Annotated in this window: 16 protein-coding genes; 8 read left to right on the plus strand and 8 right to left on the minus strand. The window is 38.0% G+C overall.

Annotated elements, in window-relative coordinates; translation table 11 throughout:
- Positions 1-67: 67 nt before the first annotated feature.
- Genes L4F92_RS03740 through L4F92_RS03750 form a run of 3 tightly spaced genes read right to left on the minus strand, consistent with a single transcriptional unit; the run spans position 68 to position 2,806 of the window.
- Positions 68-1,309 (minus strand): surface lipoprotein assembly modifier, encoded by a 1,242-nt coding sequence (locus L4F92_RS03740; protein WP_250364253.1) that lies wholly within the window; start codon positions 1,307-1,309, stop codon positions 68-70.
- 40 nt (positions 1,310-1,349) lie between these two features.
- Positions 1,350-2,030 carry a hypothetical protein gene (locus tag L4F92_RS03745; RefSeq protein ID WP_250350713.1) on the minus strand — a complete coding sequence of 227 codons (681 nt, stop codon included), beginning with the start codon at positions 2,028-2,030 and terminating at the stop codon, positions 1,350-1,352.
- 20 nt (positions 2,031-2,050) lie between these two features.
- Positions 2,051-2,806 carry a hypothetical protein gene (locus tag L4F92_RS03750; protein WP_250364254.1) on the minus strand — a complete coding sequence of 252 codons (756 nt, stop codon included), beginning with the start codon at positions 2,804-2,806 and terminating at the stop codon, positions 2,051-2,053.
- A 115-nt stretch (positions 2,807-2,921) separates the two neighbouring features.
- Between L4F92_RS03750 and L4F92_RS03755 the strand changes: the two genes are divergently transcribed.
- On the plus strand, positions 2,922-3,341 hold the full coding sequence (locus L4F92_RS03755) for a helix-turn-helix domain-containing protein (protein ID WP_250364255.1): 420 nt from the start codon (positions 2,922-2,924) through the stop codon (positions 3,339-3,341).
- A gap of 24 nt (positions 3,342-3,365) precedes the next feature.
- On the opposite strand, the gene L4F92_RS03760 is transcribed toward L4F92_RS03755, so the two are convergent.
- The 3 genes from L4F92_RS03760 to L4F92_RS03770 form a co-directional block, all read right to left on the minus strand.
- On the minus strand, positions 3,366-3,641 hold the full coding sequence (locus L4F92_RS03760; RefSeq protein ID WP_250364256.1) for a type II toxin-antitoxin system Phd/YefM family antitoxin: 276 nt from the start codon (positions 3,639-3,641) through the stop codon (positions 3,366-3,368).
- Positions 3,642-3,829: 188 nt separating this feature from the next.
- Entirely contained in the window at positions 3,830-4,465 is a 636-nt protein-coding gene (locus tag L4F92_RS03765; RefSeq protein WP_250364257.1) for a bifunctional 4-hydroxy-2-oxoglutarate aldolase/2-dehydro-3-deoxy-phosphogluconate aldolase, read from the minus strand.
- A gap of 10 nt (positions 4,466-4,475) precedes the next feature.
- Positions 4,476-5,417 (minus strand): sugar kinase, encoded by a 942-nt coding sequence (locus L4F92_RS03770; protein ID WP_250364258.1) that lies wholly within the window; start codon positions 5,415-5,417, stop codon positions 4,476-4,478.
- A gap of 174 nt (positions 5,418-5,591) precedes the next feature.
- On the opposite strand from L4F92_RS03770, the gene kdgR reads away from it, so the two are divergent.
- Positions 5,592-6,380 (plus strand): DNA-binding transcriptional regulator KdgR, encoded by a 789-nt coding sequence (kdgR, locus tag L4F92_RS03775; protein ID WP_250364259.1) that lies wholly within the window; start codon positions 5,592-5,594, stop codon positions 6,378-6,380.
- A 98-nt stretch (positions 6,381-6,478) separates the two neighbouring features.
- Here the strand turns inward: kdgR and L4F92_RS03780 are convergent, their stop codons facing one another.
- Together L4F92_RS03780 and L4F92_RS03785 are read right to left on the minus strand one after the other, a co-directional pair.
- Positions 6,479-7,972 carry a DUF2264 domain-containing protein gene (locus L4F92_RS03780; RefSeq protein ID WP_250364260.1) on the minus strand — a complete coding sequence of 498 codons (1,494 nt, stop codon included), beginning with the start codon at positions 7,970-7,972 and terminating at the stop codon, positions 6,479-6,481.
- Positions 7,973-8,036: 64 nt separating this feature from the next.
- Complete coding sequence (locus L4F92_RS03785) at positions 8,037-9,605, minus strand: sulfatase-like hydrolase/transferase (RefSeq protein ID WP_250364261.1); 1,569 nt, start codon at positions 9,603-9,605, stop codon at positions 8,037-8,039.
- A 275-nt stretch (positions 9,606-9,880) separates the two neighbouring features.
- On the opposite strand from L4F92_RS03785, the gene kbaZ reads away from it, so the two are divergent.
- The 6 genes from kbaZ to agaF all read left to right on the plus strand — a co-directional run bounded on the left by kbaZ (position 9,881) and on the right by agaF (position 15,060).
- Positions 9,881-11,164, plus strand: a complete 1,284-nt coding sequence (gene kbaZ / locus L4F92_RS03790) for a tagatose-bisphosphate aldolase subunit KbaZ (RefSeq protein WP_250364262.1) — start codon at positions 9,881-9,883, stop codon at positions 11,162-11,164.
- 15 nt (positions 11,165-11,179) lie between these two features.
- A complete protein-coding gene (locus L4F92_RS03795; protein ID WP_250364263.1) occupies positions 11,180-12,340 on the plus strand; it encodes an SIS domain-containing protein in 1,161 nt (386 codons plus the stop codon).
- Positions 12,341-12,357: 17 nt separating this feature from the next.
- Positions 12,358-12,846 carry a PTS N-acetylgalactosamine transporter subunit IIB gene (gene agaV, locus L4F92_RS03800; RefSeq protein WP_250350702.1) on the plus strand — a complete coding sequence of 163 codons (489 nt, stop codon included), beginning with the start codon at positions 12,358-12,360 and terminating at the stop codon, positions 12,844-12,846.
- Positions 12,847-12,864: 18 nt separating this feature from the next.
- A complete protein-coding gene (agaW, locus tag L4F92_RS03805) occupies positions 12,865-13,635 on the plus strand; it encodes a PTS N-acetylgalactosamine transporter subunit IIC (RefSeq protein ID WP_250364264.1) in 771 nt (256 codons plus the stop codon).
- Positions 13,625-14,497 (plus strand): PTS system mannose/fructose/sorbose family transporter subunit IID, encoded by an 873-nt coding sequence (locus L4F92_RS03810; protein ID WP_250350700.1) that lies wholly within the window; start codon positions 13,625-13,627, stop codon positions 14,495-14,497. Before agaW ends, L4F92_RS03810 begins: the two co-directional genes overlap by 11 nt.
- 125 nt (positions 14,498-14,622) lie before the next feature.
- Positions 14,623-15,060 carry a PTS galactosamine/N-acetylgalactosamine transporter subunit IIA gene (gene agaF / locus L4F92_RS03815; protein ID WP_250350699.1) on the plus strand — a complete coding sequence of 146 codons (438 nt, stop codon included), beginning with the start codon at positions 14,623-14,625 and terminating at the stop codon, positions 15,058-15,060.
- Positions 15,061-15,116: the final 56 nt, after the last annotated feature.

Genomic DNA, 15,116 nt, shown 5'->3' on the forward strand with positions numbered 1-15,116 from the left:
TTATTTGCATCAAATTTAATCTGACAGCCTTCCATTTAAAACTGGCACCTGTCAGATTAATTTGAGTTTAAAAGTCTTTTTCTATTAACATCTGCACATATTTTTCTGAATAGGAAAACATTGAGGGAATATTGCTATTCTGCTTTTTCCAGCGGAATTGTACTTTTGGCACAAAACCCAAATACTGCCAATCTTGTTTCCATAATGTCAGATTTAGTGAATAGATCTTATCACGGCGGATTTTATCTAACGGCAAAATATTACCTAGCGAAGCAAAATCTTTATATTGTCTCAATGCTATTGATCCATTTATTTGGCTTGCTATTGCATACCCCCAATTTTGTCGCCAACCTAATCGTAACGCTTTCATATCATTGCTATATTGTTTAAGTTGCGTATTTTCACGAATAAAATCCGTTCCTAAATAATAATAGCCTTTTCCAGTAGGTTGCCAAATGAGTGTGGCAGAGGCCAGTTTAATCGTACCGCTTCGTTCAGTCTGTGTGAAATAACGTGGTTGGCTAAACTCTAATGCGGTCGAAATTTGCCAATGTTTTGAAAAGTTCAAACCATACTCAACTCTTAACCCATTCGCCCAGTTATAACGATGTCCACCAAACCATTGGCGTTCATAAAAGGGTTTTAGGTCAAATTGATATTTAGCATTTTGATATTTATAGCCGAAATAAGTGCGGTTGGCGATTTCATCATAATCGTGATTATCCCAATAATTTTTCCCATAAAGATTATTGGTAAAATAGAGATAGTGAGATCCTATGATATTCCAATTTTTTTGTGCATCAAAATAATAAGTAAAACCGTGAGCCGACTGTGGCAACATATCATCATTTTTTACAAAACCTGTATTTTCAATATGTCGTTCGTTAGACGTATTATTGACATTCTTGGTTTGTAGATAATTTGCACCTAAAGAAAATTGCCAGCTTTCGCGATTTTTAATTGCTTGTAAATAATCTTGAATAAGCAACTGTTCTTCATCAGTTAAATTGTTTTGCTCTTGTAATGTTTCAAAGGCTTTCCTTGCATTGTCATTTTGATAATCTAAAAATAGCACTCTTGCTTGTTTAATTTTTGCGTAATTCACTAATCTTGGACTATGCTCAGAAAAATTTTGATAGATAGGCAATAGGCGTTCCACCAAATCCATTCGCTCAATATTTAACATATCTGAAAGTAGTTTTTCGGTCAGAGCTTGATCGTGTTTTAATTGTGAAATAGAGTAGGTTGTTTCACTTGCAATAACAATGCTACTAAATAAATAAGATAAGAAAAAAAAATTATATTTCATATTTAAGAAATCCCACAATCAAAAAATTGTGGGAATATAATTACTGTCTATTTAAATCAGTTCCTGCGGAGTTATATCCACCAACAAATCCGTCACTATAATCTAAAGCACCTTCTTTTATTATACGATTTGAATCTTTTTCTGATGTTACTTTATATCCTGTACTCATTTCAGAGAATGGACTAGAGCTTCCATAAATGATACCAGCATATTGACCTGAGAATTTTTCTTGATTATGTGTGGCAGAAGCATTTCCTTTAAATTCATACATTTCATTATAGCTAGAGTAATGACCGTTGATATATCTAATAGTTCCTTTATACAGTGTTGTATTATTTAACGAAACATTCACATTCTTATCATCAATTTTCCCTACGGCACTACCTGAAATAGTTCTTTTATCAAAATCTGCATCTAATCTAATTGTGCTATTGGCAGATGCATAAGTCGCTTTACCTGTTGCATAGCCATCAGCCCCGACTTTAAATGTTGATGGAGTGATTGAAGGAACCGTAACTGTTGTATTAGGCTGAGTTGGGTTAGCTGAGTTATTTTCTGTGTTAGAATTATTCGTATCAACATTTGGCACAGTAATTGAAGTAGTACTATTCTGGTTTGAAGTTGTTGATTCATTTGAACCACCGCCACCACCTGAACCACAAGCAGTTAATCCTACCATTACAGTTGTTGTTAATAATGCTTTTGAGAGTGTTAATTTCATAATAAGCCTCTTATTGCTAGTTAATATTGTTGTTTATGTAAAGTGATCAAAAATTCCATTAAAACGGTAGTTTGATTAAAGATAAAATCAATCTCAATGCTTTCAAAACAAGCATTATGCTTGACATTTTCATTTTGATATTTCGTGAAAAAATCAAAGAAAGTTGAAATATAAAGATTTTTAACCTCTACATTAATCTTGTATTTATCTAAGAAGTTACCTAATTCAGGTTTCAAATTTTCTAATGATTTATTTGTTCTAAGAATGCTCTTAATCAAAGATTCAAAAGAATAACGCAAGTCATCAAGTAAGTTTCTCTCATAGATTTTGTTATTCTTTTTTTCTAATGCACTTTCATAATGCTTCTTTGTCTCAGGGTAATCATCTAACCAATGTCTAACTTGATTAACATTTTCTATAATTTGCTCTGAGATCTTCTGTGGAGCTAAATGAGAATAATTTTTCACTAAAGCTAGCTTTAGCTCTTGTACTTTTGAAGTATTGATAAATTTGTCTAAATCGCATAAATCCTGAATAATGACAAATTGTTCCTTCGGTTCAAAACAAGCTAGATTAGTTTCCAATGCTTGGGCTTTGTTAATGCTTGATGTGCCTTTTTTAAAAGGTTGATGTGTATATGTAATTGATTTTTCGTATCTAACAGCATATTGAGTACAAAACTTGCAAATTTCTGAACCACTCAATCCTTCATTTGTATCAGCTAAAATACTAGCTGCATAGATTAAAAATTCATTATTAATCACCAATAATCCCATAAAGTTTTGGATAAACTCGGTGCAAATGTTATACTGCGCCTCAAATTTCTACCACAAACCACCAGTATCAAAAACTCATCTGATAGTGTTTAAAACTGCACTTTAAGGAAATAAAATGGAAGTCCACGAAAAAATTCGCGTTATGAGAGAAATCAATCAATGGTCGCAGGAAGAAATGGCAGAGAAACTCTCTATGTCGCCGAATGGCTATGCAAAAATTGAACGTGGACAAAGCAGTATTAATTTAGATAAATTACAGCAAATCGCGAATGTTTTTAATATTGATATGGGTGAATTAATTGCGTGTAAGGATAGAACAATATTCTTTTCTTTAGGTGGTGATAATTCAAATAATGTAACAAATGGACATTTTGGTACAAATGAAGCATTGACCGCTGAAAATGAAAAGTTAAACAGTTTGCTGGAAATGAAAGACATTTTATTAGCTCAAAAAGACACGCTATTAGCACAAAAAGATGCAGAAATTATCGCTCTAAAAGAAATTATTGAATTGTTAAAATCAAGAAATAGTTAAATAATCTGTGAGTTAGATATTTTTCTAATCAAATTCCACGTCGCGCATATGGGTATCTTTACGAATGTCTGCAAGAATTTGATCGAAATCTTCAATGTCTTTATCGCTAACACTTGTTGCAGGTTGTCCAAATCGCTCTTCAAAACTGGGTTCTGATCGTGCTTTGCGATAATCCTGATAGTTCGACAAAACACTGACAACCTTTCCCCACTTGGTAATAAAGACAGGTTGCGTCTCAGAGAGTTTTAATACATAGCTGGCACGTTGGTTAAATTCTTTTGAAGTAACAGTAATTGCCATATTGTCCTCCTTGTTAAAATTGTCGTTGTTTTACTCCCTTTTGTTCTTTTGACAAGCAAGTCTTTTTTACAAAAAGAACAATGCACATATTCTAGCGCTTGCTCTGTTACAAATTAAAAGTGCGGTGGAATTTTTCAAAATTTTCTACCGCACTTTTATTTCGAGGTTTTCTTTGCCTGTTAGCCGAGTTAGGCGCTGGTGATTGCCACCGCTTCACGCACTAAGCGACCGATTTCGTCCCAGTTTTGGCTGTTGATAAGGGATTTTTCTACGAACCAAGAACCACCGCACGCCACGACGTTTGGAATGGCGAGATAGTCTTTAATATTGTTTACGCTAATCCCGCCGGTTGGCATAATTTGTAATTGCGCATAAGGGCCAAGTAAGGCTTTGATCATTTTCACTCCACCAGAGGCTTCGGCTGGGAAGAATTTCACTGCGGTTACGCCTAGTTCTAATGCCGCTTCAATCGACATCGGGTTGTTCACCCCCGGCATAACGGGGATATTCAATTCTTGGCAAAGTTTGACAATTTTTGGATTGAAGCCCGGTGTAACAATGCAATCGGCACCTGCATTCTTGGCTTGAACAACTTGTTCACTGGTCAGAACTGTACCTGCCGCAATCAGAATATTCGGGTTATGTTGGCGAATTAAACGAATGGCTTCTTCGGCAGCCGCTGAGCGGAAAGTGATTTCCACTACGGGTAACCCATTATTGGCGAGGGTTTCCGCAAGTGGGATAATATCCTGTGCGTTGTCTAAGGCAATAACAGGAATGACTTTTAATTGACGAAGTTTTTCAACGATTTGCGTGGTATTCATTTTATCTTCCTTAGTTAAATTGATGAATGAGATGTTCGGTGGCGGTTTTATCAATAATCGCCCCCTTATGCTGAATGACGATACCCGCCACTTGATTACCTTGTTGGCAGCATTGTTGTGCAGGTTTATTACGCAGGTAGCCATTTAAAAAACCGGCATTGAACGCATCACCTGCCGAAGTGGTATCAACCACATTGGTAACAGGAGTGGTACTCACATTCTGTTCGTTACCTTGTTCATCGCAGAATAATGCACCTTCTTTACCTTGCTTCAGGACAATATTTTTTACCCCAAGTTGTTTTAAACGTTGTATTGATTGTGCAGGTTGTTCATCTCCCCAGAGTGCTTGTTCATCATCAAAGGTGACTAATGCAAGATGAATGCACGGATAAAGTGCGGTGTAAATTTCTTGTGTTCTTTGTACGGATTCCCAAAGTTTTGGGCGGTAGTTACTGTCAAAAGCAATTTTTACTCCTTGTTTAGCCAGTTGTTGAAGCTGGCTAATGAGGGCATTACGATCTGCATCAGGTAAAATCGCAAGAGAGATTCCGCTCAAATAAATCATATCCATTTCAGCAAGGCTGTTTTGTACTTGAGGATAATCAGGGTGTTGGAGTAAATAACGTGCGGCAGATTCAGAACGCCAGTAAAGGAAAGTGCGTTCGCCAAATTTATCTAACTGGATTAAATAAAGCCCCGCTTGGCGTGAGGGATCAATCAGCACATTTTCCGTATGAATGTGATCTTGTTGCCAATGTTGGATCATTTGTTGGCTGAGTTTGTCATTACCCATTGCGGAAATATAGTGAACTTCGATGTCGTGAGGGGAACTAATGCGAGAGAGATAAGTGGCGGTGTTTAAGGTATCACCTCCATAGGTTTGCCACATATTCCCGAAGGGTTCACCGTTGAGTTCGATCATACATTCGCCGATAATTGCAATTTTTTTCACTGTTTTTCCTCCTTTTGTGATCAGGCAAGTGAAAATAAATAAATTATACGAGGATTTATTTTTTCTTTCAATAAAATTGAAATATAGTTTCATTTTGTTTTGTGACTTTTCAAAATTATAGCTTGTGTTAATATATTGAGGACAATTGACTAAATTTTGAGATGTTACAGAAATATGGAAAAAGATACTCAACCCGATGTGGTTTCCTCCGTGCTAAAAGTATTTGGCATTGTGGATGCACTCAGCGAGAAAAAAGAAATTGGTGTAACAGAGTTGGCTCAGCGTTTGATGATGTCCAAAAGCACCATTTACCGCTTTCTACAAACGATGAAATCCCTTGGTATTGTGGCACAGGAAGGGGATACAGATAAATATCGCCTCACTCTGAAATTGTTTGAAATTAGTGCAAGGGCGTTAGAATATGTGGATCTGATTGAGCTTGCCAATAAAGAAATGGAAGTGATTTCAAAGCAAACAGGCGAAACCTTGCATTTAGGTGCATTAGATGGCAATGAAATTGTTTATTTGCATAAAATTGATTCTACTTATAGCCTAAGAATGTATTCTCGTGTGGGGCGTAGAAATCCCACTTATAGTACGGCGATTGGAAAAGTATTGCTTTCGGCGCTGACGGACGAGGAAGTGGAAACCTTGCTGGAAAATGTTGAGTTTGTTCAACATACCGCAAACACGTTACCGAATGTTGAAGCGCTTAAACAAGAACTGGCGTTAGTACGCGAACAGCACTATGCAGAAGATAAAGAGGAGCAGGAAGTTGGCTTACATTGTGTTGCCGCACCTATTTATGATCGTCTAGGGCATATTGTTGCCGCGATTTCTCTCTCTTTACCGCTAGTTCGTTTTGAAAAAGAAAACCTTGCCCAGCTGGTGGAGATGCTTCATCAAGCAGGCAGAAATGTGTCTAAACAGTTAGGGTATCAGCATTATCCTGTCGCGGAATAGCATTGCAAAATTGGTTAAGGCGGATTATTCCGCCTTATTTTTTGCTAATTTATCCTTCGCATAAAACTGTTGCATAGAAAAGTGCGGTGGTTTTTTTGTTATTTTTTCTCTTTATTGGAAAGATAAAGGGAGAGTTTTGATGAAAATGTCGTTACTCCTTTTCGTAGTAAATTATTTTTGCCTCGAGTGGAACGCCCACAAAGCCATTCTATGATCTTCATTCGTCCATTTTGCTGTTGTAAACAGGCTTGCTGGAACGGCAAATTGGGGTATTGTTGATGCTGAAATTGGGCGATAATTTCTTGGGTTGCTTGTGTACCAATAATACGTAAATTAATCGCTGGGATTTGAATATCATAATCCTGTTTTTCAATGACAAGTGGCTGTTCGGAAGTTTGCCAGAAATGAATCTTTTGACCAGCATAAAGTAATAAAATAAAAGGACGTAACGACCACAACCCACTTGCCGCACCGCTGTAAGGATCAACCAGTCGCCTATCTGTTTCAAAGAGTCCTTGGGTAACATTGCCTTGTTGAATAGCGTGCTGTTGAATCAAAAAATGGGTGAGTTGGGATAGGATACGTTTTCCTTGTCCATTCGTTTTTTCTTGTTGAATCATTGTGCTGATTAACGCCGTCGGTGCAGCAAAACGGTAAGGCAGGCTACGCCCAAAAAAAGCAAAACCTTGTGGCGCGAATAAATAATGAAAATCTTGACAAAATTGCACCGCACTTTGTTGAATAAAAGTGCGGTCAAAATCTGGAGCGATTTGATCAAGCCAAAATAACCCATAGTGAAAGCCCCAAGAATTGTAGTAATCGAAATTACCTTTTTCGCCATCTCTAAACCAGCCATTGCCAACATAAAATTCTTTAATGCGTTGATAACGTTCTTGATTGATTTCATCAATGCCAGCAAGATCTTTGACGACCAATTGCACTAATAAGATAAACAAATGCCAGTTATTGTCCACCGTTTGCACGTGATTGATTTGACGTAGCCAATCAATAATCTGTTGCTGTTGTGAAGCGTTGTAGTGTTGCCAAATATGGGCTTTACTCAGCCAAAGGGCAAGGGCGAAATCAGCACTTTCGCAGATCGTTTGCTGAAAACTTTTTAACTTTCCCCAGTAACCTGAATGATTGGGATTGGTTGCATTGAGAAAACCCGTTGATAAAGCCTGTTGAACTTGCTGAAAAAGGGGATGAGAGGGATCTGACTGATAATGTAAATAGGCGGCTAACAGAGGATAATTGCGTGCCGCCCCTTCAATAGAATCAGACACCATTCCTTGTTCTGATGGATAACCGTGATAATCGGCACGGGCATAGTCATCATTGGCATAATGAAAAAAGGAGCGAATAAAATATTCAACCAGTAATTCAAACTTTTCTTGTGAAAAAGTGGAATCTTGCGTAAATGCCTGTTTTAGCTGTTTATCAATAAGAGGATCGGTTTTGCTAAAGCAGGCTTTTCGTTTTATTGAACGCTGCAATCTTTCCTTAAAGGCTCGCCAATAATCCTGAAATTGGGGATGTTCGTGAGCTAAATAAGGTCGTTCAGTAAAGCGAATTTTGGGATCTGTTGCCATTTATTTGCTCCTATATACTCTCACTGAAGACTCAAATAGCTTCAGTGAGAGCAATTAGCAACGATTAAGCTTTTGGTGTAGCACAGCTTTCAAGTTGCTTTTTCATTTTTTTCGTTGGGCCAGTAATAAACTCAACGGGACGCCAAGAATCGCCCGTTTTTTCTAACCACGGGATTAATTCTTCTTTGATTAATTTTTGTACCAATTCAGGATTGCTTTCCGCAATATTCTTCATTTGGTATGGATCAGCCACATTATCAAAGAGTGTGTATTTAAGCGGTTCACCATCTTGACGGTCAATTTCTAAGGTGTGCGTTTTGGTCCGCACGCCACGACGACCAAATGATGGCTGACCATAAGGGACAAAGAGATAAAGTTGAGAAGTTGGACTTTCACCTTTATCGTGTAATACCTGTTCAGCAAGGCTAACGCCTTCTACACTATCAGGGATACTGCCTTTCAAACCAAGTAAATCTAAGATCGTTGGATAAATATCTGGCGCAGACATTAAGCTCTCATTGACACCCGCAGGGATTTTACCCGGTAAGCGGAACATCATTGGCACACGCATAGATTCTTCATAGATATTATTTTTGGTTGGTTTACCGTGAGATCCCATACAGCAACCGTGATCAGAGAAGAAGACTACTAATGTATTATCCGCTAAACCTTGTTTGTCTAATTCAGCAAGGATACGGCCGAATTGTTCATCGACGCCTGAAACCATTGCAAGATATTCTTTGAAATATTGAGGGCCATAGCCTTCTTGATATTTTTTATCCCAATCGACATTTGGACGGCTGTTGAGTTCTTTAGAGCTTTGTGGGTACATATCCAAATATTTTTGTGGGACTTGATCATAAGGAGAATGTGGAGGGTTCATTGAAACCACTAATGCAAATGGTTTGTTTGGATCACGATATTTATTTTCTTCATTACGAAGGTATTTAATCGCCATATCCGCTTCGTGTTCTGGCCCCCATTGATCTACATATTGAGGATATTCACGCGGTGTGTCATTTCCCCAGTACATTGGTTTTAAATGGAGATCATAAGTACCATAAGAATACCAGAAATCAAAACCGTGGCGGCGATCTGGTGGTGTCCAGTCGTTCCAGTAGCGCCCTTCCATTGGGTTGTTGTAGCTTTTAATGTACGGTTCTTGTGGCACATCTAAATGCCATTTACCGATGTAACCTAATGAATAGCCTTCATCTTTTAATACATCAGACCAACATTTTGCATAAGGTGATAACTCAATACCGACTTTACCACCATAGTCGTGCGTATTCCCTGTTACGCCACTATGTTGTGGGTATTTACCGGTCATAAACATACCACGGAATGGAGAGCATAATGGATAGTTAGAAACCATTTGATCCATCACTTTTGCTGTTTGAGCAAAGGCATCTAAATGTGGTGTGATTGCAGGATCTTGCTTTTTGAATCCTTGTGCCATTGCACGCATTTCATCAGGAAACACGATTAATAGGTTAAGTGGGGGATTGTTGGATTTTTTTGTCGACTCTTTAGCATTATTATTGGCGACTGCATTTACCGCAGTGCTTGACAGCGCAGCTACCGCACCCGTTGTCGCAACACCTTTAATAAAATTACGACGTGAAATACTCATCTGATTACTCCTTATCTTTGATTAAGTTGCACTTTGCGCTACGTCTTAATGAAACAAAGTGCGGTTATTTTTTCATAAAAAAATGGTAATCTCCATATTTTAAAACGTCGTTTTAGAAAAATTATTTTATTTTGTGAATTAGATCACAGATTTCGATTTTGGTGTTTTTATGTTTTGATTGCTTTCATTATAATTCAGTTAAAGTAATACGAAAGCGTGATTTCTTTCATCTTTATTAAACGAAATTTGACCCACCTAAAAGGAAGTAAATAAAAATGAGTATATTGCTCAACCTTATTAAAAGACATAAAGCAGGTGAAGTTGTCGGAATTTATTCTGTTTGCTCTGCTCACCCGCTTGTTTTAGAAGCCGCTTTATTACAAGCCAAAGAAGATAACACCCCTTTGTTGATAGAGGCAACATCCAACCAAGTGGATCAATTTGGTGGTTATACAGGAATGACACCAGCAGATTTTCGTCATTTCGTTGAACAATTGGCAGATCAAGTGGGTTTTCCAAGAGCGCAATTAATTTTAGGTGGCGATCATTTAGGGCCTAACCGCTGGCAAGGATTGCCGGCAGAAGAGGCTATGGTAAATGCAGAAAAATTAATTGAAGCTTATGTTACTGCAGGGTTTGAAAAAATCCACTTAGATTGCAGTATGTCTTGTCAAGGTGATCCTATTCCTCTTTCAGATAGCATTGTCGCAGAACGTGCTGCACGTTTAGCTGTAATAGCAGAACAAACCGCAGAGAAACAAGGATTAGCAAATCGTATCGTTTATATTGTTGGAACAGAAGTTCCTGTACCGGGTGGGGAAGCAGAAGAAATTGCAGAATTAGAGGTGACTTCGCCACAAGCTGCAAAAGCGACCATTAATGCACATCAAGAAGCCTTTTCTCGCGTTGGCTTAGATCATATTTGGCCACGTGTTGTTGGCTTAGTGGTACAACCGGGGGTGGAATTTGACCATACTAAAGTGATTGATTTTGTTCCTGAGAAAGCGAAAGCATTAAGCCAAGTGGTGAATGATTATGAAAATCTTGTGTTTGAAGCGCACTCCACCGATTATCAAACAGAAGAAGCTTATAAGGCGTTAGTTAAAAATCATTTTGCTATTTTGAAAGTAGGGCCAGCGCTCACCTTTGCTTTACGTGAAGGTTTATATGCACTGTGTGCAATGGAAGAATACTTATTCCCAGCCGCACAATGTTCAAATTTACGTACTGTATTAGAAGCACAAATGCTTGCACACCCTGAAAACTGGAAAAAATATTATCACGGCAGCGAATTAGAACAGTGTTTTGCAAGAAGCTTTAGCTTTAGTGATCGTATTCGTTATTACTGGACGAATCCTGATATTGCTAAGGCAGTGGATAAATTATTTACCAATTTTGCTCAAATGGATATTCCACTTCCATTACTTAGCCAGTACTTACCAGAACAATATTTGGCTGTACGTGAAGGAAAAATATTGCCTAAAGCAAAAGATCTTGTGCTAGATAAAGTGCGTGCTGTGGTTAGACAATATGCCAAAGCCAGTTTTTTTAATCATTAAGGAAAGGATAGAAATATGACAACTTATTTAGGTATCTTGGAGAATGATTTAGTGGCAGGGAAAGCCATTATGACAGCAAAAGAGATCGAACAGCAGCCGCAAGCGTGGAAAGAAAGTTTGCAAATGTTGGATCAGCGCCGTCAAGAAATTCTCGATTTTATTGCCCCCGTAATAAATGCAGCAAATGGACGCATTATTTTTACCGGCGCTGGAACATCGGCTTTTGTCGGGCATTCTTTGCAACCTTTTGTACTTACAATGACGGATAAACGTGTTGAATCCATTGCGACAACGGATATTGTTTCTAACCCTTACCAATATTTCGCTCAAGATGTGCCAACATTACTTATTTCATTTGCTCGTTCTGGAAATAGTCCTGAAAGTGTGGCAGCAGTGGAGTTGGCAAATCAATGTTTAACGAATTGCTATCATTTATTTATTACTTGTAACGAGCAAGGGGCGTTATATCAAAATGCGCAAAAAAATGACCGCACTTTAGCATTGTTAATGCCACCTCAAACCAATGATGGTGGATTTGCAATGACATCTAGTTTTAGCTCAATGATGCTTTCTGCCTTATCCGTGTTTTTATTACCAAAAGGCTCAGTTACGGATCAATTAGGTTTCATTACAGATGCAACAGCAAAATTAATTCCACAGTATGTTGAAGTTGCTCGTCAGTTAGCCACAGTGGATATTGATCGCATTATTTACCTCGGTAGTGGTGGATTACAAGGATTAGCACAAGAATCAGCACTAAAAATTTTAGAATTAACTGCGGGACGTATTGTTGCCACTTATGATTCTTCCCTTGGGTTCCGTCACGGACCAAAATCTATTGTTAATAATAAAACAACAGTGGTTCAATTCCTTTCAAATCAACCTTATACACGTTTGTATGATATTGATTTATATAATGAATTATGCAGAGATGGTATTGCAACACGTATTGTGTGTTTAACCGCACAATCGGGCGTAGAAGGACGTGATGTGGTGAATATCGCAGGCTTTGCTGATGCACCAGATTATGCACTATTGTTCCCGTACATTGTCTTTGCACAAATTAATTCATTTTATAGTTCGTTTAGCCGTGGTATTACCACAGATAATCCTTGCCCAACAGGTGAAGTAAACCGTGTGGTTCAAGGCGTTATCATTCACCCATTTCATTCATAATTATTAAGGAGAGTTTTATGTCAACACCGAATATTGTATGGACGCGAATTGATGAACGTTTATTACACGGTCAAATTAAGATTACGTGGGGTAAGCATTCTGAAGCAAATTTAATTTTAGTCGCGAATGATGAAGCCGCAGAAGGTCCAAATGCCCCTTTTATGCAAGCAGGAATGAAAGCTTCAGCAGGTGGTGAATATGCAGTACGTTTTTTCACAATTCAAAAAACCATTGATGTGATTCATAAAGCCTCACCGCAACAGAAAATTTTCATTTTATGCAACAACCCAACAGATGTTGCTCGTTTAGTGGAAGGTGGGGTGCCAATCAAACACTGTAATATTGGGAATATGCACTATCACGAAGGCAAAAACCAAATTACTAAAACCGTTTCTGTTGATGAAAAAGATCTTGATGCTTTCCGTCGTATGGTGAATGCAGGAGTAACTTGCACCATCCAAAATACGCCAGATGCTCAAGAAATTGATATTAAACAGTATCTTTAATATTTGTAAGGAGCATTTATGTTAACTGAAGCATTATTAGTCGCCGTTTGGGCGTTCTTTTGCGGTATTGATAAATACGATGTCGCACTTAATATTCACCGTCCATTAATTACAGGCCCTGTTGTTGGCTTGATTATGGGAGATTTGCAACTAGGTCTTATTACAGGGGCAACATTAGAGTTAGCTTGGTTAGGTTTAGTGCCTAATGCAGGTGCGCAGCCACCTGATGTAACAATGGGGACGATTGCGGCGGTTGCCTTTGCGGTAATGACAGGACAAAGTGCCGAAGTGGCAATGGGGGTGGGTATGCCAATTGCCGTGCTTATGCAAATGTTAGTGATTGGTTTCTTTGCAGTCACTTCATTTACTATGGGTAAAGCTGATGAATATGCAGAGCAAGCAAATACAAAAGGGATTGATTTCTTACTAATTTCAACAATTTCATTACGTTCTTTACTCTATGCAATTGTTGCATTTATTACCGTTTACTTCGGTGAACACGCAGCAGATTGGATCAACAATAATTCACCAAAAGAAATTTTGGAAGGATTAGGTTTAGGCGCACGTTTAGTACCCGCTATCGGTTTTGCTATGTTATTGAAAATTATGTGGTCAAAACAAGTGGCAGGCGTATTTTTCATCGGTTTCGTTGCCACAACTTACTTAAAACTACCAATTATGGCGGTGGCAATTATCGGTGGATCAATCGCAGTACTTTATTTCTACTTCTCAGGTAATGGCAATAACAATAACCAATCTCAAGCACAGGAGTTCGAAGATGGAATCTAAAAATGTAAACAACCAAGTAGCAGAAAGCCTTGTTGATGATATTGATGCGTATCAAGATACGACTGTTCGTAAAGTGATCACAAAAGGTGATCTGTGGAAATGTGCAATTCGTGGTTTGTTCATGGAAGGAAACTTCAACTTTGAACGTATGCAAGCAGGTGGTTGGGCGTATTCAATCATTCCAGCATTGAAAAAAATCCACGGCAATAACAAATACGATTTAGCTAAATCATTGAAAAACCATCTTCAATTTTTCAATGCAAGTCCTAAGTTATTCACTTTCTTGCTCGGTACAGCGATTGCAATGGAAGAAAATAAAGAAAAACCTTCTACGATTAACGTAATGAAAGTAGCAGGTATGGGACCAACAGGTGGGATTGGTGATGGTATTGACCATATGACGATTATGCCATTAACCCTTGCACTAGGTTCATCTATTGCAATGGAAGGTTCAATTGCAGGTCCATTTGTCTTCTTTATCCTATATCAAATTATGCACTTCTTTGTATATTTCAGCTTAATGTTTATGGGATATAAAGCGGGTACAGCCGCAATGGTGAGTATGAGCGATTCTACGGAACGTTTAGCTAAAGCGGCAAATATTATGGGGATTTTCGTTATCGGGGCATTGTGTGCCACCTTTATACGATTTAAAACCACCGCAAGTATTGAGATGGGGGGAAAAGTGGTGGAATTACAGACCGCACTTTTCGATAAAATTATGCCAAATCTATTACCGCTTGCACTGGTCTTCCTAATGTTCAAATTAGTGAAAGGAACAGGCTTCTGGGCAAAACCACCCGTATTGATTTTCAGTACACTTGCCTTCGGGGTAATCGGACATTTAATAGGCATTATTTAATCCATTAATGATAAATTAAGGAAAATGAGGGAAACCTCATTTTCTTTCTAGAATAATATAGTCGTTTAGGTTTTGAAATGTTGCAAAACCAGATGATGATAAAAGACAAGAAGTAAGGACAGTTTATGTTAGGTATCGTAGTATCAGGTCATATCAATTTTGCCTCAGGTATGCGTTCTGCCGTAGAGGCGATAGTTGGGCAACAACCGCAATTAGAATTTGTCGATTTTTTGGAGTCAATGACAACAGATGATTTAGAGGCTCAACTTTTATCTGCAAAAGCGCGCGTGGATTCTGGTGATGGCGTATTGTTCCTTGTTGATCTTTATGGTGGCTCACCTTGTAATCGCGCGATCAATATCTTATTAAATGATCAAAATGTCGAAGTGATTGCAGGAACAAATTTATCAATGATTGTGAATGCTGCATTAGAACGTGAAGAGTTTTCACTGAAAGAATTAACCGAATGTTTGGCAAGAGGCGAATTTAGCCAAATAAAAGATTTACGTGAAGATATCAATAATCTTTCGCAAGATAATGATAGCGAAGAAGATGGGCTATAAATTAGCGCTAAATAAATTCAATTTAGAAAACAATAGCGTAAAAAAGAAAATATAAG

It is taken from the genome of Avibacterium sp. 21-595 (assembly GCF_023611905.1).
GTDB lineage: Bacteria > Pseudomonadota > Gammaproteobacteria > Enterobacterales > Pasteurellaceae > Avibacterium.